Below are 23473 nucleotides of genomic sequence, written 5' to 3'. Positions count from 1 at the left end.
GTCAGGGGCGCCCGCCCACGCATGGGCTTCTTTTGCGAAACCTCATACGATCGTCTAGGAAATCTATATCCCTGCTTGCGCCCGGCTTGTTTGACCTAGCGCAAAAAAACAAACGCCCTTTTGAATTTTGCCAACCCCAAAACCTGCGCCAAACAAAAACGCGCCGGGCTTATCGCCTGGCGCGCTGTGTTTTTTCCAATTCCGGGGTAACCAGCAAAGGATATTAAATTTTAAGGTCGGGCCTTATACCACCCTGGCCTTTAAACCGGTGACCAATCCTGATCTTCGGGCAATTCGGCCGATGCAATATCGGTTTCGGCATTGTTCTGCCCGCGAAAACCCGTTGCAATCAAATAGGTTTCCGGGCTTTCCGCACGCGATGCCGGCGGCTTGGCGTGTTTGGAAACGCGGAAATGCAGCTTGATGCGATTAAGAAGTTCGGTTTCCGTACCGCCCTTGAACACCTTGGCGATAAAAATGCCATTCGGCGCCAAAACTTCCTCGGCAAACAGCAGGGCATGTTCGACCAGGTCAATAATGCGGATATGATCAGTCTGGCGATGGCCGGTGGTTTCGGGCGACATATCGGAAATAACCGCATCAACCGGGCCCTGCAGGGCATGCTTGATCATGGCCGGTGCGGCCGGGTCAAGAAAGTCCGCCTGCAAACAGGTGGCACCAGGCACACCTTCCCATTCCAGAATATCCAGGCCAACAACCTGTCCGCGCCCCTGTTTGGAACCGACCATATCAACGGCAACCTGCGTCCAGCCGCCCGGGGCTGCGCCAAGGTCCACCACCCGCATGCCGGGTTTGAGGATGTCGAACTGGTTGTTGATTTCAATCAGCTTGAAGGCCGCGCGGGAACGATAACCAAGGCGGCGGGCTTCCTGCACATAGGGGTCGTTCAATTGGCGATCGAGCCAGCGCGTCGAGGAAAGCTTGCGCCCCTTGGCACTTTTCACGCGCGTCCGCAGCCCGCGACGCGCGCCCGTATCGATTGCGGCAATGGCAGAGCCCTTGCGGCGGCGTCCGCCACCATTTCCGCTGCGTTGATCGGTCATAAGAAAATCCTGAAATTAAAATGCATAAATGAACAGGGTAGCCAGCAGGCCGGCCAATTGCCGGTTAGACAGATGCCGGTATCTGGGCCCCTGTATGACGGCGTGCTTCGCACGGGTCAATAGCGTGCCCGTCGGCGCGCATCAAATCGACCAAAATGCCCTCGCGCAGGCCACGGTCCGCAACCTTCAGGGTTGCCAGCGGCCAGATATCGCGAATGGCGGCAAAAATGGCGGCCCCGGCATCCATCAATTCGGCACGCTGATTGCCAATGCAGGGATGCCCCTTGCGCTTGTCTGCTTCCATGCGCAACAGAAGCTCGGTGACGCGTTCGGCATCGTCAAACCGCAAATCCGACCCATCCACCTTGTGGCGTTCATAGCGTTCAAGGCCAAGGGCAATGCCACAAAATGTGGTCACGGTGCCCGACGTACCAATCATTTGGACTTTATTGTCATCCAGAATATCCGAGCAGCAATTGCGCTGGGCGAAGTCTTCCAGACGTTCGCGAATTTCGCTGCGCATGGCTTCAAACCGGTCACGGCGATTTTCAACACCCGCATAGCGTTCCGTCAGGCACAATACACCGCACGGCATCGAAAGCGTTTCGATGCAGCGTGTTTCGCCGGTCTTCGCAACCTTGATCCAGCAGATTTCCGTGCTGCCACCGCCAATGTCAAAAACAATGGCATAGGGGCGCTCGTCAAGCAGGGCCGAACAGGCCTGAAGCGCCAGGCGGCTTTCTTCCTCAGGATTGATGATATCAAGGGCAATGCCGGTTTCTTCACGCACCTGGCGCACAAATTCGTCCCGGTTATCGGCAGAACGGCATGCTTCGGTCGCAACCGCGCGTAATTTTACGCCAGGATGTTTGCGCAGTTTCTTCGCGCAAATCCGCAATGCCTCGATCGCGCGGTCCATCGCACCCTGGCACAGATAGCCCTTTTCGCGCACGCCTTCGCCCAGGCGCACGACACGCGAAAACGCATCAACAACCTTAAAGCCGCTATTACACGGCCGGGCGACGAGAAGGCGACAGTTGGAACTGCCCAGATCAATCGCACCATAAAGCGGGGGATGGCTGCTCAAACAGCGGGAATTTCCCGGCTCGGACGCGGCATTGGTGTGTCCCGGTGTCGTCAACACGGAATCCCTGGACACAACATTCCCGGAATCGAGCCGTACCGACCCGCCGGATGTGTTATGGGGAAAACTGTGAGTCACCGTTACATTGTCCTTTGCCAGTTAAATGGTTGCCTTAAAGTCTACCTGCGCGAACCGGCTGTTTTCTGCGATAACATTACCCTTGCCACAAAACAACATGGCGAATTGGAAACAGTGTGACCACGAAAACGCCGAATCTGTCACATAAGTGTACCGAGAATGCAAAATAACGCAAATCCCCCATTCACTTTGTGGTTAAATCAGAGGGCAAGTTGGCCGAACCTTCGTCGCGCCTGATAATGCCCATATATGGTGTCTTAACCATTTTCGCATCTGAAAATGACAAATTCGCAAAAAAATGCTTGCCAAAGCCAAGGCGTTTTTATAAACACCGCTCCACGCCAGACGGCGTGACATAAAAGTTCTGCTGGGGGATAGTTTAACGGTAGAACTACGGACTCTGACTCCGTCAGTCCTGGTTCGAATCCAGGTCCCCCAGCCAATTTTTCCCAATTTCCCAAAATTTCAGGATTTCTGCTTGCTGCCGGCAGCATCAACGCATCTGTTTGTCGATTTTCAATGCATCGACACGGGCGGGAAAATTGCGTGTGCTCGCTCCCACCAAAAACAGCCTTATTCCAGCCAATCATGCCTGCTTGCATGATCGTACAGCGCCTAGGCAAATAAGTGCAGATGCGCCTTACGGGCCAAATTTCCCCGCATAGAACACATATTGTTCCCTGCACCGGCACCCGCCCTGCATCCCATAAAAAATGCAGGGAAACGCACCGCACTGGCACATTTCCCTGCATAAAAATCAGGCCTGAAAACGGTACGGGATAAACCCGCAGCGCGTTACCCTAAAATGCCTGGCGCAACATCAGCATTCCGCTATGCGACACGTAATCACTGCGGAAGTCGCCATCATATTGCAGGCGTGCCGATAAGCCGCCATCGGCAAACAGGGTGCTTCCCAGCCCCAGACGCACACCATTTTCCGCTGGCTTGTCGGAGCTTGAGACAAAACCAACCCCACCCAGCGAGGCCGAGACAGAAACCGGGCTATTGGTGAAGTCGTGAACAAAGGCCGCTTTCGCATCAAATGTCATCGCGCCGAAAGAGGTGTCGATATCCTGCGAGATGCGTGCGCCGATCTCGCCTTCGAGCGAGTCAAAATTGTTGCTGTCGACATGCAGGTTGGCAACACCCGCACCGGTTTCATCATAGCTTTCACTGCGAACATAGGAATAGCGCAGCGTTGAAATCGGCGTCAGTGTTGTTCCTTCGGAAAGGGGAATATCGTAACCTGCACCCAGTCGCGCATTGTAATGCTGGCCGCTATATTCCGCACTGGCAACATCACCGGACACATCGATATTGCGGCTTTGATCAAACCGGTCATAGGCTGCGCCAAGTTCGCTATCAAAATACAGCGACTGACCATCCGGCCGCCATTTGCCATAAAATGTCAGGGCATAGGAATTAAGATCCGTCGATTGCCCTGACGATGCGTCCGATCCCTTGGATTTTCCGTTCAGCCAGCTGATTGCAACACCCGCAGATGTATTTGACGTTGGTCTATGATCAATACCGATCAGGAAACCGCCATAGTTTGCGGCATAACCGCCATCGGTTGCCGAACCATCCAGTCGTGAATGCCCACCAAGCACCTGCCCCCACAAACCATTGGTGGCGACTGGCGATCCGGCGGCTACACCTTTTGACGCGCCAAAATCATGCTGTGCGACCTGGCGTGCTTCAATCGCCTTGGTCACCGGGCCAGACAAAGCCAGCGTGTTGCTCATCTTGCCTGCCGTAATATTGGGGGCCAGTTGCTGCAAGGCATGGCTTTGCCCTTCGCTGGACAACACACGGATACGGGTTAAAAGGTTGCCATACTCGCTTTGGGTCGAAAGCGTATCAAGCGCCTGCCCCAACGATCCCTGCCCGGCCTGATTACCTGCAGTTTCCCATATCGGTGTTGATCCCGAAGAACCAGACGTGATGCTGACGGTATATTGGGTTCCGGAAACAATTGTTGTGAAACTGTTGCCCGTAATCGAAACCGATGAAAAACTTCCGCTAATGCTGCCCGTCGCATCGACAATCGTGTAGCTATCACCCACACTGATGGCACCGGTGCTGATTTCCACAATGGTCACAGTACCGTTAAGGGCTGCAGTCCCGGAAATGACCAGTTTGCCATAATCAGACGCCGAACTGACACCGATCACAAGCGAACCCGCAGATTTCTGAATATAATTACCGGTAATGTTCACACCGGAATTCACATGTAATTCCGCGCTATTGATCACACTGCCTGAACCAGAACTGGCGGTAACGTTATCATTAAGCAGGATTGCCCCGGACAGGAATGCGACGTTGCCTGCATTAATGTTGCCAGTCGCCCCTGAATTGTAACCGGTCAATGTACCAATGGTGCCGCCAGAACCACCGGTGAACACAATGTTATCGCCGGTTACGATGTTAATATCGCCCTGAACGGTGCCGGTATTAGCAATTGTACCAATCGCGCCACTATCTACGCGGATTGCCGCATTCGCTCCACTTATCAGTCCGCTATTGTCAAACGCCGAAATCGTCGAGCTATTACCCGATTTATAAATCCCATACTTTGAACCGGTAATTGTACCGCTATTAACCAGCGCACCAATGGTGCCATTGGTATAAATCCCCGTTCTACCAGATATCAAGCCGCTATTATCAAGCTTGCTGATGGTACCGTACCCAAATACCCCATAGTATCTGGAGCCAGAAATAGTTCCCGCATTGGTCAATGTCCCAATGCTGGCATTATTCATCTGCAAACCAGAACTGTCACCAGTGATAAGGCCTGTCGATAAATTTTCCAGGTTGTCAATTGATGTGCCAGAAGCAAGATCAAGCCCAGCATTGCCAAGCGCCTTGATTGTGCCTGCATTGACAAAAGACGAAACAGTTCCGGACTTAAGCTCCGCGCCATTCGAAGACCCCTGAATCAGGCCATTGTTCGAAATGGTCCCCATTGTCCCGCTATTGAGGACAAAACCAACGCCGGACGTATTATCAATCGTTCCATCATTAAGCAGATTGGATGAAATAACACTGGTGGCCTGAACCTGGGGTGCACTGCCGGTCGAAGTGACTGTCAGATTATCATTTGATAAAATCGTATATGGCGCTAACTCGGGGGATGTAATGGTGTAATCATCCGCCTGTGCCGGAACAATCGGAACAAAGGTCGTAACAAGGCTTGCTGTTAATGCAACAGCGGAAGCCTGGCATGCCAAACGGCGACGTATATTCATGTGTGGGTGCCCCATAACCATCCATCATTCGGCCCGTTTCATCCCCCGGAGAATTCCCCGAACAAACGTGGCGCGCGCTTTTGTAAGCGAGATGTTTTTTCTGAAAAATCTGACAAATCAGATCAAACTAATCTGATGAATGCGAATGGGTGTCAACTTTTAACTGGCTAAAATGCCAGACTTATCACATTTATCTAAAATTCCATCCTGTTGATTTTAAACATGAAGTTAATAAAACCCTGTCCAATAAGGCATATCGACTGACCAGATAAACCCTGCATTATTAATCTTACATATAATGCGATTACTGGGCGATTTTTTGCAATTTAACGCAATTTAAAGATGACTCCATCTCAACGCTTGCACACCGCCCCAAACGTGCATTTGCACGTCAGGCCGACACCGCGATATGCTGCCCTTAAAAATTCGCCCAAAGGGACAGAGGACAGGAGGATTAAAATGTCAGGGGTAATTGGTGGCTGCCAGTGCGGCGCGGTGCGCATCATTGCGGTGGGCCACCCCTATCGGGTTGGTTTGTGCCATTGCCTTGATTGCCGCAAACATCACGGTGCCCTGTTTCATGCCTCGGCGATTTTCCCCGCAGATGCCATAACAGTCAGCGGCGAAACCCGCGCTTACAAAGGCCGGCATTTCTGCCCCAATTGCGGTTCACCGGTTTTCGGCCAAAGTGGCGATGAAATCGAGGTCAATATCGGCATATTGGATGACATCAACCAGTTTCAGCCGACTTACGAGCTATGGACCATTCGCCGTGAAAGCTGGTTACCTGATTTCACCCTGAAACATTCCTATGACCGTGACCGGGAAACGGATAGACGGCACGAAGACTGAGCCTAAAAATGGGCGACGGCAGACTTATAAATCCGCCGGAGACAGCAAAAACACTTCGGCACCATCAAGACCGCGCACCGGCGTTCCATACGCGGTTTTACCCAAATAGCTGTGATGCATATGCCCGTGAACAAACAGGCGTGCGCCCATTTTCAGCCCCAGCCGGTCAATTTCCAGCGTGCCATATTCATGGCAGGACGGGGCTTCGTGACTGACCAGCACATCGCAGGATTGTCCCGCCAGAATTTCATGATCCTCGGGAAAAATAGTATCACGCTGGCGAAGCGGAATACCCTTGCGCCAACGAACATGAGGGCGCGTTAGGGCAACCATATCCTCACGGGTTTTAAACACCGGGCTTTTATGGCCAATCGGGTACCAGACCCGCCCGCGATAAATCCCCCCCAGTCCGGCAACGGTTATGCTGCCATCCCGGCATACCATTTCCACAGCACGGTTGCCCAAATTACCCTCGGGGTAATCCTCGAACAGAAAATCATATTGCGCGGCATCCGTGCAGTCATGATTGCCCAGAATCCACCAGCACGCGATACCCTGTGCCAGCACCCGGGCCAATACCTCGCGAAAGGGACGCTGCAAATCCAGATCCCCCAGGATCACCACATGTTCCGGCTGATGCCGTGACACGGCCTCAAACAGGGGATCAAAATTCCGGTGCGGGTCACCATAAAACAGCACAGGCATTATCGGCTCTTGTCTTTTGCAATATCTGGAAGCAATCAAAATACACTGTCAAAATGGCAAAACCATTACACAACAGTTGCCTCCCATAAGTATCACTGCCCGGCCAAAGCCCAAGGCGGAATTTTCACAAACATCCAAAAGACACGTTTTTTGCCCCGCATCTATTGACAAGCGCGACTGCCTCGTTTAACCACTCCGTCGCGCAGCAGCACAGGCTGCGATCTTGGTTCCGGTGGGGAATAGGTTAACGGTAGACCCACGGACTCTGACTCCGTTAGTCCTGGTTCGAATCCAGGTTCCCCAGCCAAGATCCTTATGCCGCCCTTTCAGACAATGCCATATCGGCACCTCGCAGGCAGGCAAAATACAAACACCCTTTCATCCGTGATTGTTTCGCAGGCAACACCCTTGTCTTGTTGGGTTAAATCCGTACCCACAACCAAAACTTGTGACCTTTTAAGAAAACAACCCCAAAAACATATGGAACACATGGCTGACACCCCCGTTAGGTGAAAGCGACATGAATTGACAACGCAACGCATGCAGAGAGTGCGCAAGCAAAGGAGCATACGATGCCAAATGACATCTCAGGTGACTTCCCAACTGACATCTATCGATCCCGCAAAGACAGCATCCCCCATATCATTGATCGCGCCGACCCTGTGATCTGGTCAGACTCCGGCAACAGCCGCGTGTTAAGCCACGAACAGCAGGATTTTTATGAACAAAATGGATATCTGTTCATTGAAAATGTCTTTAGCGCCGATGAAATTGCCACCCTTCGCCGGGAGGCCGAAGCCCTGCGCAAAGCGGGCGAAACCGAAGAAGACGTGATTCGTGAAGCATCCAGCAACGCGGTGCGGAGCGTCTTTCGAATTCACGAAAAGAACCAGACCTATCTGAACCTGATGGCCGACGACAGGCTTGCCGCGATTGCCGAACATTTATTGGCTGATGATGTTTATATCCATCAATCGCGCGTGAATTTTAAGCCGGCTTTCAAAGGCAAGGAATTTTACTGGCATTCGGATTTTGAAACCTGGCACACCGAAGATGGTATGCCGCGCATGCGTGCGCTTTCCATGTCCATCACCCTGTCTGAAAACACGCCCTATAACGGACCACTGATGCTGGTGCCCGGTTCGCACAAGAAATTCATTTCCTGTGTCGGCGAAACACCGGACGACAATTACAAAAATTCGCTGAAGGCCCAGGAATATGGCACGCCCGATCAGGAAAGCCTGACAGCCATGATCCGCAAACACGGCCTTGCCGCACCTACCGGCCCTGCTGGTTCTGTGCTGATTTTTGATTGCAACACATTGCACGGGTCGGGCAACAACATCACACCCTTCCCGCGGTCAAATGCGTTTTTCGTTTATAACAGCATGAAAAACCGCGTTGTTGCGCCCTTTGCTGCCAAATCCCCACGGCCGGATTTCCTGGCAACGCGCGATAATATCCGCCCCATCCGCAGCAGGCCAAACATCGCGACTGCACGTTTGCATGCGGCGGAATGATCCCGAAAAAACATATCGTGCATATTAGAGGCAGGCACAGTATCGATCATTTGTGAGACAAACTGTGCCCGCCCCGTTACCCGCCTGGCCCTGCTGCAAGGAAATTTCCGCCAGCAAGAGGCCTTTTGCATTCTGTCCATCGCGTGCACCTTGCCTGTTGGCAAACGAAAAACGCCAACAACAAGCATAACGGCGCAAATTAAAGTCAAAGGACTTTAGCGCCCAAAATACTCGACACCCTGCTCCGTGATCAGAATATCCACCGGCACATCATATTGATGGGGGAAAATCGTGTTTAACCGGGCATGGGCAAAACCAATACCGATAACAACAGGCTTGAAACCCAGTGCTTCCAAAGTCCGGTCAAAAAAGCCCCCACCATATCCCAGCCGGTAACCCTGCTGATCAAAACCAACAAGCGGGGCAAAGATAACATCCGGGACCACCGGCTCCTGGTCCGCTTGAGTGGCGGGAATCGCAATATTGGCAAAGCCCGTCACCATGGTCGTATCAGGCGTCCAGCGATGAAACACCATGGGCTGATGGCGCGCGGTCACCACCGGCAGGGCCGCCTGCCCGCCCTTCGCAATATGCGCACCAATCACGTTGGTCACATCAATTTCGCCCTGCACGGGCCAGTAAAATCCAACGCGGGCTTTTGCAGGCAAATCAGTCGATGCCAAAACATCCTTCAGCAACCGGCAAATAGCGGCCACGGCCGGAATACGCATCTCACCCGGCATATCGGTGCGCGCCGCCAGCAGCGCCTTACGCACCTGTTTGCGCCAGTCGGCAATGGTGTCGGCATCATTCGGGTTGTGGGGCGGCTTGGGCAGGTTTGGCATATAAACCGGGGAATGTTGCGGGTTCATAAAACGTGTTTTCCATCCTGTCCGGGTCAGGCCGCATTAAAACACCCCATAAACGACTAACGCGCCGGTGACCGGCGCGTTAACGGTTTGTCAGCAATGCTGCAATCCAAATCGATATTAGAGGAGAGCAAGATCTTCCGCCGACATGCGGCCGTTGCGACCTTCAATCAGCTCGAACTGAATCTTCTGGCCTTCATCAAGACCCTGGAGTCCAGCGCGCTGAACTGCGGTGATATGCACAAATGCATCTTTTCCGCCTTCGTCCGGGGTAATAAAGCCATAACCCTTGGTCGCGTTGAACCACTTAACCGTTCCGGTAGCCATATCAGTAGTCGTCCTTAAGTTTGATATGCATGCCCTTCGCCCAGGAAGGACACTAGTGCAAGTCCTGCGGCCCCTCAGCGGCCGATTCCGACTCTCCCTCAACCAGAAGGCAAGCAGATCAACCTCTGAAACACTGCATTGTTTCAATAATTACGCGAAAAACAGCTGTTGCGCAACGAAATCATATATTAAGGATTCTTTTCTTCACGATGTTCTTTAGAACAGGTCTGATCCTCGCCCCTACCCATTTATGCAGACTTTTCTATACTTTATGATACTCGCAAGGATCAGAATGACTATAAACAAGTATAGAACTTTGCCCACCCGGCGGCCAAAACCCCTGCCCATATTGCTGATAGGCAATTGCATTGGGCTCAATAAGAGTGCATTAAGTTCAGGTGGACAGAAATTTATAAGTCTGGCGGCTGGCTTTTGCGACATGCAAACAATGTGCCCTGCGCTGCAAACAGACACCAAACGCGGATAAAGCGAGCCCTGCGGGATTTAGAGCCAACCTGGATTTATGGGATACCGGATCGGATAATTATCAAGTGACCGCAGCGACGAAGATAGCCAACCCGCGTGACATCGCCCAGAACGTCATGGCCATGATTACGGATTTGAACCTGCAACCAACGCCGCAGGTTTATCACGTTTTCTATGCCTATCTTGCGGATGAAATTTCGGAACTCAGCCAGATTATCCGTGTGCTTGTGCGTAACACCCAGGACCTGAACGAAGAAACCGTTTACCGGCTTTATCACAAATATCTGGGTGTTGGTGCTGTCGACAAACAGCTTACCGCCGGGGTTGCCGGTTTGCAGGCCGCCGTTGAACGGGTGGAAGACGCCGTTGACGAGGTTTTGCGCGAAACCGAAGGATTCTGTTCGCATCTTGGCGATGCTGCCAGCCGCTTTGAAGATGAAAACATCACCATCGAAGAAGTGCGCGGCATTACGACCGGCCTGGTCGATACCACCAATCACACCCGCCAGCGCTGCGTTGATTTCCAGGGGTCTCTTGAACAATATCATGGCGAAGTACGCCGGGTTAGAAACGAGCTGGAACTGGTCCGCCGGGACGCTCTGACCGACACATTGACCGGCATTGCCAACCGTAAAATGTTCGATGCCTCCCTGCGCGAAGCCGTAACCAACAGCATGGAAACCGGAAGTCCGTTAACCCTGCTGATGATCGATATCGACCGCTTCAAGCATTTCAACGATACATACGGCCACCGTGCTGGTGATGGCGTGCTTAAGGAAGTGGCGCGTGTTCTCGTCAATTCGACCAAGGGGGCCGATACCGTTGCCCGCTATGGCGGCGAGGAATTTGCAATCATCCTGCCCGAAACAACACCGGAAAATGCCGAAAAACTGGCTGAAAAGCTGCGGCAGAACGTATCCTCACGGCGCATTCGTAACAAAAAAACCGGCAAGGATTTCGGCCAATTGACGGTTTCGATCGGGCTTAGTGGCTTGAAACTGGGCGAAAACATCCTTGAATTCATCGACCGCGCCGACGAAGCCCTGTATCGCGCCAAGCAGGCAGGCCGCAATACCTGCATCCGGCTGGATTAAACAGCCATCTACGTAAAGCATTGACGCCAGGCGGCATTATACTACCGGCAAAATTCGCGGACCTGCCATTTCGCGATGAAAATGCGCACCGCATTTAAACTGCACCGATTGCCAGCTTCCCTTGCCTACCCCCGGATCGCACCAATTCCTTTGGAATTTCACAAAAAAGCGTCTCGGTTGCCAGGGCGGCCTTCCTGCCCGCTTTGACCTTTCAAAACCGGCGATTTGCAAATATGTCGATTGCAAAAGGCTGCGGGAACAAGGTATTTTTGATGCTGTATGGCGTTAAGTGCGATTTGGCGACAGAACAAAAACATGCCCCTACTGGCAAAGACATCAAAAGAAGCGTCTGCGAAGACAGGCCTTAATCGGGCGGAAAAAGCGATATGAGCAAGCAGATACGCGAACGCAAACTTGACCTTCAGCACAAGATTTTCCGGACGTTCGAGGAATGCCATTTCCAGAAATCGGACATTTCCCGGGAGTCGCTTTTTGTCCTGAAAATGAGCGAAGGTTCAACCGTTTCGCTGCCGCTGCGTGCTGTCTGCCGTGAATTTGGCATTGATGAAGAATCCAATGATGGCGAACTGATCGGCCTGGTCGACAAGGCGCTGGATTTTATCAATGTGCTGCGCCCCGGCGATGATCTGCCGCTTGAAGTTCTGACCGGTGAAGCATCGTGGAAGGTTGATACCAACCACCAGCAGATCGCCTATAACCGCGTCACCATGCAGTTGGTTACCTGGATGTCGGGCAGTGAAGAACTGATCACGGATCCCGACAAGCTGATGCAGATCGCCGAAGACCCGGCGACCAAACGCAAAATCAACGAAGCCTTTGACGAAGTCGCCGAAAAGCTGGGCATGGGCCGCGAAAACCGCGAGGAAGTGATCAATCTGGTTCATCAGGTTGCCGATGAACTGGCCTATATTGAAACCCTGCGCGAAAAATACCGCCTGGTGCAGATGGTGAATGTGAAGCTACAGGAACTGCGCCGCATTTACGCCCATGAAAAAGGCGTGCTTGAAACCGTTACCCAGGTTATCCGCCTTATTGATGATGCCATGAAGCAGTTCGAGGCATCCTTTGATGAAATTGACGCCAATACCGGTGAAATCATGTCGGTACTGCGCAATTTCACCACCCAGCGCCAATATATCCGCACCAAACGCGATGACCTGTTCCGTCGCCTGCGCGCCTGGGAACCGCTTTTTCAGCAATGGGTCGAACTTACCCCCGAACGCTCTACCGAAACCGTGCGTCTGGTGCGCGATACCTACCAATTCCTTGCCCCGCGCTTCATGAAGGTCAAGGAATGGCTGATGATGACCAAGGTGCAGGATGGCGTGGCCGCCAACCAGCATTTCAAGGACGAAAAAGAACGCATGAATGCCCTGAAAGGCAAAATGATGCAGTGGTAAGCCACGGCAATGCTGCGCGCTCGTAACTCAGCCCAACGTTACGCCATAGCCCCAACCGTTCTGGCGGCCTGCAAAGCCTTAATGATGCAGACCATCGCATTCATGACGGCACCGCCCCTAAAGCCAGAAAATCTAGTTTTTGGTGATTTTTAGCGCGATGTGACCATCAAGAACCGTCAGCGCCTTTTTGGCTGACACGGGCATGGGCACGCGCAGTTCAATGCAATAACCGATCAAAGCCGCCGCCAGTTCCGCCCCCGACGACGGAATAAACAGGGAATGACCATCATCGGGGATCAGTTCCAGGGTGACGACAATATCGGGGCTGGTGCTGATTTTCAATTTGCCAATCTGGCCCGGCGGCAAGGGTTTACCGGTGCGGCGGCGATGCCCGGTAATGGCTTTGATGATCTCAAGGTTTTCAAAAATAATGCAGCGTAATTCACGCATCTGATGCTCTTTCCGGGCTATTGGGCGCGGGGAAATTTTCCGCACCAGTCACAATCTGCACCCCGGCCAGGCCCATCATCACGACACTGCATGAACCCCAAAAAGAACGCCTGCCTGAATATGACAATCGCGACAAGGCCAGAGCAAAAACTCAATTGTTGCGAAAGTCTATTCCATTTTAAGGGCCTAGCAATAGCCTAAAGACGTTTTTCGCCGGTCAAATCCGCCATCCCTACCCTTAAAAACAGCAAAGCCGGGCAGTTCCTACCCGGCTTTTATCCCCATATCCCCACCTTCAGATACAAAGCAGAGATCGCAAAGAACGTGATGCTATTTCAGCTTGATGCCAGCCAGATGCCAACACCAATCATAAGCGTGCCGGCAATACGGTTAAGAATGCGTACATTGCCGCTTTTTTCCAGAAAATGACGCAGCGATTTACCGCCTGCTGCATACATGATCAAACAGCCCAGTTCGATCACCAGTAGAATGGTTACAAGGGCTGAAAGCTGCGGCATTACCGGCTGATCAATATGGATAAAGGGCGGCAGCAGCGAAATCATGAAGGCCCAGCCCTTGGGATTGGCAATTGCAGTAAGAAAACCCTGACCTGCCAGTGCTGCGGGCCGGGCAGCTTTACCATCGGTCATGCCGGCAGCCGTATCAAACGACAGCGCCATGCGCCCGCGCGAGCGCCACATCTGTATGCCCAGATAGGCCAGATACGCCCCACCGACATATTTGAACACAGCAAAAACCGCCGGATATTCCAGCATCACGGCCGCAACACCCAATGCCGCCGACAGGGCAACAATCGCAACGCCAACCAGTTCGCCCGCCATCATCCAGAAGGTGCGGCGCACCCCGATGGTCATGCCCATGGTCAGTGCAAGTGTCATGCACATGCCCGGCGTGATCGAGACGAAAAATGCAGTCGGTATAAAAGCTGCGACCAGCGACAGATTCATTTTTTTATCCATTTTAAAAATCAGCCTGCCCCACGGCATATACCATGTCGCCCCTTTCGCCAATTGCGCGCAGCACAGGGCAAGATGAACTTTTTCACATATCAGCATTTCGGGGTTAAAAAGTAACATGGCGAACTGGCCATAAGCAGCACACACCCCGGCAAAAACCGTTGCGAATACCGCCAATTTTTGGTGGGATAAGGAATGCGCATTGCAAGATTGGCAAAAACGGTCAAAAAATACGCAAGACGGGTACAAAAATTACTTGACCTATCCGCCCATGCCGTCGACATTAGCGCCACAGACAAACTGTGCTTTCACCTGATCGAAGACCCATGTTCGCAGACCAGACCATTCAAATTAATCGCGCTAAAGGTGCTGTGGCCGTTTCGGCACATGGCCGTGCGATTATGTCTGATGCGCTTCTACTATCGGGTCTTCTAGGTTGTGCCGCTCGCGGGTCGCTACGACTTACCCGCCCCTGAGCGTTCCACCCGAGGCCCCCGCACCCTGATACAGGTTTGTGCCGCCGCCTCGCAGCTCAGGGGAACCCGTCGCGCCGCATTTCCGGCCCGCATTGAATTTCCGAACATTTTTATATGATTGAAGGGCGTTCAGGCCCGACCAAGACAGGAAACGAAGCCATGGTAAGTTCACAAGACAACCACGTCGTAATCTTTGACACCACCTTGCGTGATGGCGAACAGTCGCCCGGCGCATCGATGTCGCTCGATGAAAAACTGCGTGTTGCCCAGGCACTGGCCGAATTGAAAGTCGACATCATCGAAGCCGGTTTTGCCATCGCTTCAAACGGTGACTTCCGTTCTGTCAATGAAATCGCCAAACAAATCAAAGGCCCGACAATCTGTTCGCTGGCCCGCGCCACCAAAGGCGACATTGAACGCGCTGGCGAAGCCCTGGTCCCGGCAGAAAAGAAACGTATTCACACCTTCATTTCCACCAGCCCCCTGCATATGAAATACAAATTGCAGATGGAGCCGGAACGCGTATTGGAAAAAGTAAGCGAAAGCGTCGCGTTTGCCCGTCGTTTTACCGATGATGTTGAATGGTCCGCCGAAGACGGTTCGCGCACCGAGCACGATTTCCTGTGCCGCTGCGTTGAAGCCGCCATCGATGCCGGTGCCACAACCATCAACATTCCCGACACCGTTGGTTACACCACCCCGGCCGAATATGCCGCGATCATGACCATGCTGTTTAACCGCGTGCCGAATATCGACAAGGCGATCCTCTCGGTTCACTGCCATAACGATCTGGGTCTGGCGGTTGCCAACTCGCTGGCCGCGGTTCAGGCTGGTGCGCGCCAGATTGAATGTACCATTAACGGTCTGGGCGAACGCGCAGGTAACGCCGCACTGGAAGAAATCCTGATGGCGCTGCAAACCCGCAATGACGTTATGCCGTATTCAACCGGGCTGGATTCCACCAAAATCATGAATGCATCGCGTCTGGTGTCGGCGGTTTCGGGCTTTGTCGTGCAGCCGAACAAGGCCATTGTCGGCGCCAACGCCTTTGCCCATGAAAGCGGTATTCATCAGGACGGCTATCTGAAACATGCCGAAACCTATGAAATCATGAAGCCCGAAAGCGTTGGTCTGAACAAGTCCAGCCTGGTGATGGGCAAGCATTCCGGCCGTCATGCCTTCAAAGAAAAGCTCAAGGAACTGGGCTTTGGCGAAATGGGTGACAATGCCATCCAGGATGCGTTTGACCGTTTCAAGGAACTGGCCGACAAGAAAAAAGAAGTCTATGACGACGATATCGTCGCCCTGGTCGATGATGGCCTGCGTGATAACGAACATATCAAATTCGTTTCGCTGGGCGTTGTTTGTGGCTCCAAGGGCCCGCAGGTTGCCGAACTGGAACTGAATGTGAATGGCGAAATCAAAACCGCCAAAACCACTGGTGACGGCCCGATTGATGCGACCTTCAATGCCATCCAGGAAATCTATCCGCATCAGGAATGGCAGTTGAAGCTCTATCAGGTGCATGCTGTTACCGAAGGCACCGATGCCCAGGCACAGGTGACCGTCAAACTCGAGGGCGATGGCCGCACCGTGATTGGCAATTCATCAAGCACCGATACCGTTGTTGCATCCTGCATGGCCTACGTTACTGCCGTGAACAAGCTGATCCTCAAAAGCCAGAAAACAGCACCGGATGCCATGGCATCCTAAGTCCACGACACACCATATTATCTGAAAACGGGTGGCCTTCGGGTCGCCCGTTTTTTTATGGCTGTAAACTGTGCCTGATACTGGCCCTGCATCAAAACCCGAACTTGCGAGTCGCAATCAACGCGGCGATCCAGGTTATAATGTGACGTCAAAATTCAACTCGGTGGAAAACATCGGCAAATTTGCCCACAAATTCGCACCGGGATTTTAATTTTTATCAGCCCCCAAGGGCTGCAAATGCCCTGCATGATCCTGCAAACTGGCATGAATTTTCGCGCCTGCCCGCATCCCCCATTTTAGCAGATCAAACCTTATCCCAAAGTGTATCCCCCGATAAACAGGGTGAACGATGCCGACAAGCCCGTGAGAACACAGAAAAAGTTAACGTCACTTCATATTCACCAACATAACACGGACAAATTTCGACTGTTTTTGCCCAACAGCCAATCCAGCGACCATAAGTTGAAAATTTTCATAAGGGGAATGGAATGTTCCGCGTCAGATCAGCCCTCTTTTGATGGCAAACCATCACCTTTTTCGCTGCGATGACTGGCGGATCATGCTTCACCACCCAAACTGCATTATCGAAGCTTACAGGCATGATGCCCCAGCCAGACGCATTCAGTCACAATGACTTCAAATTCCCGGATTTCAGCTATTTTTCACGACAATAACGGCGGACAAATCCGAAAAGGCCGGGCATCCCACTTCTCCAGAAATCGCGGCCCCGTGCCCCTTAACTTATTTCAAAATTCGCGTTTATCGAGTCCTTTGGTGCTTTGCAAATAAGGCAGCCTAAGGCGCCCCAAAATACACAATTATAAATTGAATATCCAAATCGCCATGATCTGATCTTAACCTTTCTGCTGGTCAAGAAGGGCAAATTCACGTTAAGCACGTCAAAGGCAGGGGCGGCCTTAACTATTCCGCAATTCGTTGCAGTTTATTCGTGCATAGGCGCTCTCGCTGCGCTATCTAGAGCGATGCATTCGCAGCATTCGCATTTAAGAGTTTTCTATTACCGGGGCATAGGGCAGGAATGTTTTCCAAACTGCTTGGGATATTATCCTCCGACATGGCGGTCGATCTTGGCACCGCCAACACGTTGGTTTACGTAAAAGGACGCGGCATTGTCCTTAACGAACCTTCGGTCGTTGCAATCACCGACGAGAAAGGCAAAAAACAGGTTCTCGCGGTTGGTGAAGAAGCCAAGCTGATGTTGGGCCGTACCCCTGGATATATTCAGGCAATTCGCCCGTTGCGCGATGGCGTTATCGCCGAATTCCACATTGCAGAAGAAATGATCAAGCATTTCATTCGCAAGGTGCATAACCGCCGCAACTTTGCCAGCCCGGAAGTCATCATCTGCGTTCCGTCCGGTTCGACCGCCGTTGAACGCCGTGCCATTCAGGAAAGTGCCGAAAGTGCCGGCGCCCGCAAAGTCTGGCTTATCGACGAACCGATGGCCGCCGCAATTGGTGCAGGCCTTCCGGTGACCGAACCGACCGGTTCCATGGTTGTTGATATTGGCGGCGGCACCACCGAGGTCGCTGTTCTGTCTTTGGGCGGTATCGTTTATGCCCGCTCCGTTCGTGTTGGCGGCGACAAAATGGACGAGGCGATCATCGCCTATATCCGTCGCACTCATAACCTGCTGGTTGGTGAAAGCACTGCCGAACGGGTTAAAAAGGAAATCGGTTCTGCCTGCGCGCCTGACGATGGCGACGGTGCAACCATGGAAATTCGCGGTCGCGACCTGATGAATGGCGTACCGAAGGAACTTCTGATTTCCGAACGCCAGATTGCCGAAAGCCTTGCCGAACCGGTTTCTGCGATTATTGAAGCCGTCAAGGTCGCCCTCGAACAGACCCCGCCGGAACTGGCTGCCGATATCGTTGATAAAGGCATCGTTCTGACCGGTGGTGGCGCCATGCTGGGCAACCTTGATTATGTTCTGCGCCACGCAACCGGCCTGCCGGTTTCGATTGCAGACGATCCGCTTTCCTGTGTTGCGCTGGGTACCGGCCGCGCCCTGGAAGAAAAGAAAATGCTGCGGAACGTGCTGCACACCGCCTATTAAGGTTTGTGTGAGAAAATCTACGCCGGGCCGCATCCTTGACTGGACGCGACTCGGCGTTTTTATTATCATTGGTTGCGACGAAGACTTTTTCGACGACACGCGGGGAATACGGGGAAAAACGTGGCTCAACATACTGGTCCACAACAGCGCATTTTTTCGCCGATCCGTACGGCACTCCACAGGTTTGCGTTCATTCTGCTGATTGTTTCGTGTTTTGCCCTGATGTTGCTGGGCAAGGCCGACACGGTTTTGATCGAACGTATCCGCGGGGCTGCCGTTGATCTGGTTTCACCGATCATGAGCCTGGCCTCCCGCCCGGCTGCCAGTATCGATGACGTGACCAGCCGCATCGAAAGTTTTGCCAGCCTTTATGAAGAAAACCTGCGTCTGCGCGAAGAAAACCGCGAATTGCTGGCATGGCAGCAGGTGGCACGTAACCTGACCTACGAAAACAACCGCCTGCGCGAGCTGAGCCATTACGCCAACCCGCCGTCACAGCACGAAGTCAGCGCGCGTGTTATCGCCGACATGGGCGGTGCCTTTGCCCATAGCATGATGATCAGTGCTGGCACCCGTGATGGTGTGCTGAAAGGCCAGGCTGTTCTTTCCGACGAAGGACTGATCGGGCGCATTGCCGATGCCGGTTATCAGGCATCGCGCGTTCTTTTGATCACCGATATCAATTCGCGCATCCCCGTCATGATCGAAAACAGCCGCGACCGCGCTTTTCTTTCGGGCGATAATACCGACCGGCCCCTTCTGACCTTTCTGACTGCCGATGCCACTGTCGCACCGGGTGACCGTGTTTTGACATCCGGCCATGGTGGTGCTTTCCCGCCGGGTATTCCCGTTGGCATCGTTTCATCGGTGTCGGAAAATGCCGTGCGCGTTGCGCCGCTGTTCCGCCGCCATCAGGTTGAATATCTGCGTGTTGTCAATTACGGGCTGGCAGGCATCCTTAAGGACCCGGACGCATTGCATTCCATGCCGCATCTTGACCAGGGCCGCCAGACCATTCGCGGGATCGAACTTCCAACCGGTGTGGGTGTTGGTCCTGTCCCCTCGGGCGAGGACGGCACAGACCAGCCTGACCAGCCCGTTTTCAATGCTCCGCCATCAGGTAGCGCAGGCAGCCGACCGTGAAACCCGGCGTATGGCAACGCCTTGACGTCATCGCAAGATCGACGGTTCCGGCATTTAGCGTGTTTGTCCTGCTTTTGATCGGGCTTTTGCCCTATAGCATCCCCAAGCTGGCCGATGTTACCCCGGCTCTGACGCTGATGGCCGTGTTTTACTGGGCCGTTAACCGCCCCGATTTAATGACAGGCCTTGCCGCCTTCATGCTGGGGTTGTTGCAGGATCTGTTAACGGGGCTGCCGCTTGGTGTCAGTTCACTGGTTTTCCTGCTGGTCCAATCAGCCAGTGCCAATCAGGGCCGCTTCTTTCATAACAAGGCCTTCACCGTCATGTGGTGGGGTTTTGCCATTGTTTCCGGCCCGGCATTTTTATTGCAATGGCTGTTCAGTTCGGCTTTGACCGGCGCGCTATTGCCATTCCAGCCGCTGGTGATTAGTTACCTGATCACCGCAGGCATGTTTCCGCTGGTGGCCTGGGTTCTGGTGCGCATTCAAAACGGGCTTCTGCGCAACCTTTAACCGGCTACACCACCCTGCCTGCCGGCAACCGCACATCTGGCAGTTAACCACGCCTTTTTACAGGTGCGATAACCTGCCAGCGACCAGACATATTGTTTTGTTGCGCCCCGCACATTTCGCGGTAAAACCGGCGTGAAAGCTGACAAGATGGTTTTAATATCCATCGCGCAGCGATAAAATGATACCGCCTTTCCTGGCTGCCATTGGCGCAGCTGCCGAACACGGATATTGACCTATCAATGTGGCATCGAGATTCAGACAGATATCGCATGTTTACCCGTCGCGCCATCATGCTTGGCGCTGGACAGGGCGTATTGCTGACCGGCCTTGCAGCGCGCATGTATTATCTTCAGGTAATGGAAAGCGACCGGTATTCAACACTGGCCGATGAAAACCGCATTTCGCACCGCCTGCTGCCACCGCCACGCGGCATCATCACCGACCGGTTTGGTGCGCCTCTCGCGGTGAACCGGCAGAATTACCATATCCTGATCGTGCGCGAACAAACCCCCGATGTCCGCAAGACATTGACCGTTCTGTCGCAAATCATTGAAATTGAACCGGAAACCATCGACCGCGTTGAAAATGACGTGCAGCGTCGCCGGTCCTTTGTGCCCGTCACCGTGCGCGACAACCTGACATGGGATGAAGTCGCCCGTGTGGGTGTAAATGCGCCTGATCTTCCCGGCATTATCATTGATGCCGGTCGTTCGCGCGACTACCCCGAAGGCCCGCATCTGGCCCATACCCTTGGCTATGTTGCCGCCGTTGCCGAAAAGGAACTGACCGGCGACCCGCTGCTCGAACTGCCCGGTTTTCGCATTGGCAAAAGCGGCATTGAAAAAACCTACGACATGTCGCTGCGCGGGCGTGCAGGCACCAGCCAGGTCGAGGTCAATGCCCTTGGCCGCGTTATTCGCGAACTCGACCGTGAAGAAGGCCAAAGCGGCGAAACCGTTGTTCTGACCCTTGATATAGAATTGCAGCGCTTTGCCAACCAGCGCCTGTCCGAATATGAAAGTGCCGCGGCCGTTGTGATGGATGTCTATAATGGCGACGTGCTTGCCATGTCATCACACCCCACTTACGACCCGAACAGTTTTACCAACGGCATTTCGCACAAGCTGTGGGAAAGCCTGATCAATAACGAATATTCGCCCCTGTCCAACAAGGCGATCAACGGCACCTATTCGCCAGGTTCGACCTTCAAGACATGTGTGGCGCTGGCCGCCCTTGAAGCCGGCGTTGTCACCCCGGAACAGCGTTTCTTCTGCCCCGGCCATCTTGACCTTGGCAATGCCCGTTTCCACTGCTGGAAACGCGGCGGTCATGGCTGGGTCAATATGCATGATTCGATGAAGCATTCCTGCGACGTTTATTATTACGAAGTCTCGCAGAAGCTGGGCATTGATAAAATCGCCGCCATGGCAAAGCGCCTGGGCCTTGGCGACCCGACCGGGGTTGACCTGCCATCTGAACGCAGCGGGCTGATCCCGACGCGCGAATGGAAGGAAACCCAGCTTGGCAAACGCTGGCAGGGGGGTGAAACCCTTATCTGCTCCATCGGCCAGGGGTATGTGCTGACCACGCCTTTGCAACTGGCAACGATGGTGGCCCGCCTGGCGTCGGGCAAGGCCGTAACGCCGCACCTGACCCGCGACCATGTCGTCCCCGAAGACATTTCAGCCCGCAGTGATTCCGAATTCCCCGATCTGGGCATTTCGCGCCAGCACCTGAATTACATTCGCGATGGCATGAATGGTGTAACCAACGAAGTACGCGGCACGGCCTATCGCTCGCGTATCAAAATCAAGGGGTTGGAAATGGCGGGTAAAACCGGTACCAGCCAGGTGCGCCGCATTTCCATGCATGAACGCCAGACTGGCGTTATCGGCAACGACGAACTGCCATGGAAATACCGTGACCACGCCCTTTTCATCGCCTTTGCCCCGGTTGAAAACCCGCGTTATGCCTGTGCTGTTGTGGTCGAACACGGGGGTTCTGGTTCCGGTGTGGCTGCGCCAATCGCGCGTGACCTATTAACCCGCGCCCAGGAACTCAAATCCAGCCGCCCCGGTGTTTCGGCTGTCAATATCCAGTCGGCCTCACAGATTTTGCGCACGACCACGAAAAAACAGGAAAGCTAAATGGCAGCCCGCTACCGTATCGGCCAGGACCCCGATTATGTGCCATTGGGGCGCCGTCTGTTATTGATGAACTGGACGCTGGTTCTGCTGCTGGCCATTCTATCCTGCATCGGTTTTGCCATGCTTTATTCGGCTGCCAATGGGTCGCTGCAGCCCTGGGCCGAACGGCAGATGATGCGTTTTGCTGCCGGTATGGTCCTTATGATCCTGATCGCGCTAACCGATGTGCGGGTATGGCTGCGTATGTCCTATGCCGCCTATGTGATATCGCTGATCCTGCTGGTGGGTGTGGAAATCAAAGGCGATATCGGCATGGGGGCGCAACGCTGGATCAATCTGGGTTTTTTTCAGCTTCAGCCCTCTGAACTTATGAAAATCTCGCTGGTGCTGGCACTTGCACGCTATTTTCATGGCCTGACGATCGAGGAAACGGGCCGTATTCCCCTGCTGATCCCGCCCCTGTTAATGGTGCTGGCCCCGGCGGCTCTGGTTTTGCGCCAGCCGGACCTGGGCACGGCCCTGCTGCTGGTTGCGGGTGGTGGTGTCATCTTCTGGCTATCAGGCGTGCGGATGTGGAAATTTGCCATCATTCTGGGCGGGGCGCTGGCCGCCATTCCCATTGGCTGGCAATTCCTGCGCGATTACCAGAAAAACCGTGTCCTTACATTCCTCAACCCGGAAAATGACCCCTTAGGCGCCGGTTACCACATTACCCAGTCCAAAATCGCGCTGGGTTCTGGCGGGTTGTTTGGCAAGGGCTTCATGCTGGGTTCGCAAAGCCATCTTAACTTCCTGCCCGAAAAACAAACCGACTTTATCTTCACCATGCTGGGCGAAGAATTTGGTCTGGTGGGTGGTATTGCCCTGCTTTTGCTCTACACGCTGGTCATTGTTTATGGCTATGTCATTGCCCTGCGCTGTGCCAACCAGTTTGGCCGGCTTGTGGCAATTGGCGTAACAACCACCTTCTTCTTATATGTCTTCATCAATATCGCCATGGTGATGGGGCTTATCCCCGTGGTGGGCGTGCCGCTGCCACTGGTATCCTATGGCGGCACAGTGATGATGACGATCCTTGTCAGCTTTGGCCTGCTCATGAGCATCAGCATCCACCGCGATGTGCGTATCTCGCGGCAGGGCAATGATGACGGGCGGCATTAACAAAAA

At 53.5% G+C, this 23473-nt stretch carries 18 protein-coding genes and 2 tRNA genes; 12 read left to right on the top strand and 8 right to left on the bottom strand.

The genetic code is table 11. The features are described from left to right. Positions 1 to 260: 260 nt before the first annotated feature. Both CSC3H3_RS05370 and CSC3H3_RS05365 read right to left on the bottom strand, forming a co-directional pair. On the bottom strand, positions 261 to 1064 hold the full coding sequence (locus CSC3H3_RS05370) for an RlmE family RNA methyltransferase (RefSeq protein ID WP_101264123.1): 804 nt from the start codon (positions 1062 to 1064) through the stop codon (positions 261 to 263). A 64-nt stretch (positions 1065 to 1128) separates the two neighbouring features. Then, entirely contained in the window at positions 1129 to 2151 is a 1023-nt protein-coding gene (locus tag CSC3H3_RS05365; RefSeq protein WP_245881286.1) for a Ppx/GppA phosphatase family protein, read from the bottom strand. 503 nt (positions 2152 to 2654) lie between these two features. Here CSC3H3_RS05365 and CSC3H3_RS05360 point away from each other — a divergent pair. Further along, positions 2655 to 2728, top strand: a tRNA-Gln gene (locus CSC3H3_RS05360). A 358-nt stretch (positions 2729 to 3086) separates the two neighbouring features. On the opposite strand, the gene CSC3H3_RS05355 is transcribed toward CSC3H3_RS05360, so the two are convergent. After that, on the bottom strand, positions 3087 to 5534 hold the full coding sequence (locus tag CSC3H3_RS05355) for an autotransporter family protein (protein ID WP_157831840.1): 2448 nt from the start codon (positions 5532 to 5534) through the stop codon (positions 3087 to 3089). Positions 5535 to 5993: 459 nt separating this feature from the next. On the opposite strand from CSC3H3_RS05355, the gene CSC3H3_RS05350 reads away from it, so the two are divergent. After that, positions 5994 to 6386, top strand: a complete 393-nt coding sequence (locus tag CSC3H3_RS05350; RefSeq protein WP_101284198.1) for a GFA family protein — start codon at positions 5994 to 5996, stop codon at positions 6384 to 6386. Positions 6387 to 6410: 24 nt separating this feature from the next. Here the strand turns inward: CSC3H3_RS05350 and CSC3H3_RS05345 are convergent, their stop codons facing one another. Next, positions 6411 to 7091 carry a metallophosphoesterase family protein gene (locus tag CSC3H3_RS05345; protein ID WP_101284196.1) on the bottom strand — a complete coding sequence of 227 codons (681 nt, stop codon included), beginning with the start codon at positions 7089 to 7091 and terminating at the stop codon, positions 6411 to 6413. A 233-nt stretch (positions 7092 to 7324) separates the two neighbouring features. Here CSC3H3_RS05345 and CSC3H3_RS05340 point away from each other — a divergent pair. Beyond that, positions 7325 to 7398: transfer RNA gene (locus tag CSC3H3_RS05340), tRNA-Gln, on the top strand. A gap of 265 nt (positions 7399 to 7663) precedes the next feature. Beyond that, positions 7664 to 8611 (top strand): ectoine hydroxylase, encoded by a 948-nt coding sequence (gene thpD / locus CSC3H3_RS05335; RefSeq protein ID WP_101284195.1) that lies wholly within the window; start codon positions 7664 to 7666, stop codon positions 8609 to 8611. Between the two features lie 215 nt (positions 8612 to 8826). Here thpD and CSC3H3_RS05330 read toward each other — a convergent pair whose 3' ends face one another. Both CSC3H3_RS05330 and CSC3H3_RS05325 read right to left on the bottom strand, forming a co-directional pair. After that, a complete protein-coding gene (locus CSC3H3_RS05330) occupies positions 8827 to 9483 on the bottom strand; it encodes a 5-formyltetrahydrofolate cyclo-ligase (protein WP_101284193.1) in 657 nt (218 codons plus the stop codon). Positions 9484 to 9600: 117 nt separating this feature from the next. After that, positions 9601 to 9807, bottom strand: a complete 207-nt coding sequence (locus CSC3H3_RS05325; protein WP_073953794.1) for a cold-shock protein — start codon at positions 9805 to 9807, stop codon at positions 9601 to 9603. 551 nt (positions 9808 to 10358) lie between these two features. Between CSC3H3_RS05325 and CSC3H3_RS05320 the strand changes: the two genes are divergently transcribed. Then, positions 10359 to 11387, top strand: coding sequence for a GGDEF domain-containing protein (locus CSC3H3_RS05320; RefSeq protein WP_101264116.1), 1029 nt, complete (start codon positions 10359 to 10361; stop codon positions 11385 to 11387). Between the two features lie 386 nt (positions 11388 to 11773). Further along, positions 11774 to 12808, top strand: coding sequence for a hypothetical protein (locus CSC3H3_RS05315; RefSeq protein WP_101264115.1), 1035 nt, complete (start codon positions 11774 to 11776; stop codon positions 12806 to 12808). A 132-nt stretch (positions 12809 to 12940) separates the two neighbouring features. Here CSC3H3_RS05315 and CSC3H3_RS05310 read toward each other — a convergent pair whose 3' ends face one another. Continuing rightward, entirely contained in the window at positions 12941 to 13258 is a 318-nt protein-coding gene (locus tag CSC3H3_RS05310; RefSeq protein WP_101264114.1) for a hypothetical protein, read from the bottom strand. A 335-nt stretch (positions 13259 to 13593) separates the two neighbouring features. Next, positions 13594 to 14238 (bottom strand): LysE family translocator, encoded by a 645-nt coding sequence (locus tag CSC3H3_RS05305; protein WP_101286105.1) that lies wholly within the window; start codon positions 14236 to 14238, stop codon positions 13594 to 13596. A gap of 632 nt (positions 14239 to 14870) precedes the next feature. On the opposite strand from CSC3H3_RS05305, the gene CSC3H3_RS05295 reads away from it, so the two are divergent. From CSC3H3_RS05295 to rodA, 6 genes are all read left to right on the top strand, one after another. Next, complete coding sequence (locus CSC3H3_RS05295) at positions 14871 to 16424, top strand: 2-isopropylmalate synthase (protein ID WP_101264112.1); 1554 nt, start codon at positions 14871 to 14873, stop codon at positions 16422 to 16424. Positions 16425 to 17463: 1039 nt separating this feature from the next. Next, on the top strand, positions 17464 to 18504 hold the full coding sequence (locus CSC3H3_RS05290) for a rod shape-determining protein (RefSeq protein ID WP_073953786.1): 1041 nt from the start codon (positions 17464 to 17466) through the stop codon (positions 18502 to 18504). 120 nt (positions 18505 to 18624) lie between these two features. Continuing rightward, complete coding sequence (gene mreC, locus CSC3H3_RS05285) at positions 18625 to 19647, top strand: rod shape-determining protein MreC (protein WP_101284190.1); 1023 nt, start codon at positions 18625 to 18627, stop codon at positions 19645 to 19647. Then, a complete protein-coding gene (gene mreD, locus CSC3H3_RS05280; RefSeq protein ID WP_101264110.1) occupies positions 19644 to 20159 on the top strand; it encodes a rod shape-determining protein MreD in 516 nt (171 codons plus the stop codon). The genes mreC and mreD overlap by 4 nt, the downstream gene beginning before the upstream one ends. A 239-nt stretch (positions 20160 to 20398) precedes the next feature. After that, entirely contained in the window at positions 20399 to 22306 is a 1908-nt protein-coding gene (gene mrdA, locus CSC3H3_RS05275) for a penicillin-binding protein 2 (protein ID WP_483887670.1), read from the top strand. After that, positions 22307 to 23467 carry a rod shape-determining protein RodA gene (gene rodA, locus CSC3H3_RS05270; RefSeq protein WP_101264108.1) on the top strand — a complete coding sequence of 387 codons (1161 nt, stop codon included), beginning with the start codon at positions 22307 to 22309 and terminating at the stop codon, positions 23465 to 23467. It abuts the gene before it with no gap. The last annotated feature ends 6 nt before the right edge of the window (positions 23468 to 23473 follow it).

Source organism: Thalassospira marina, assembly GCF_002844375.1.
GTDB lineage: Bacteria > Pseudomonadota > Alphaproteobacteria > Rhodospirillales > Thalassospiraceae > Thalassospira > Thalassospira marina.
Note: the sequence above shows the minus strand (reverse complement) of the source record. Positions and strands in the feature narration are given on the sequence as shown.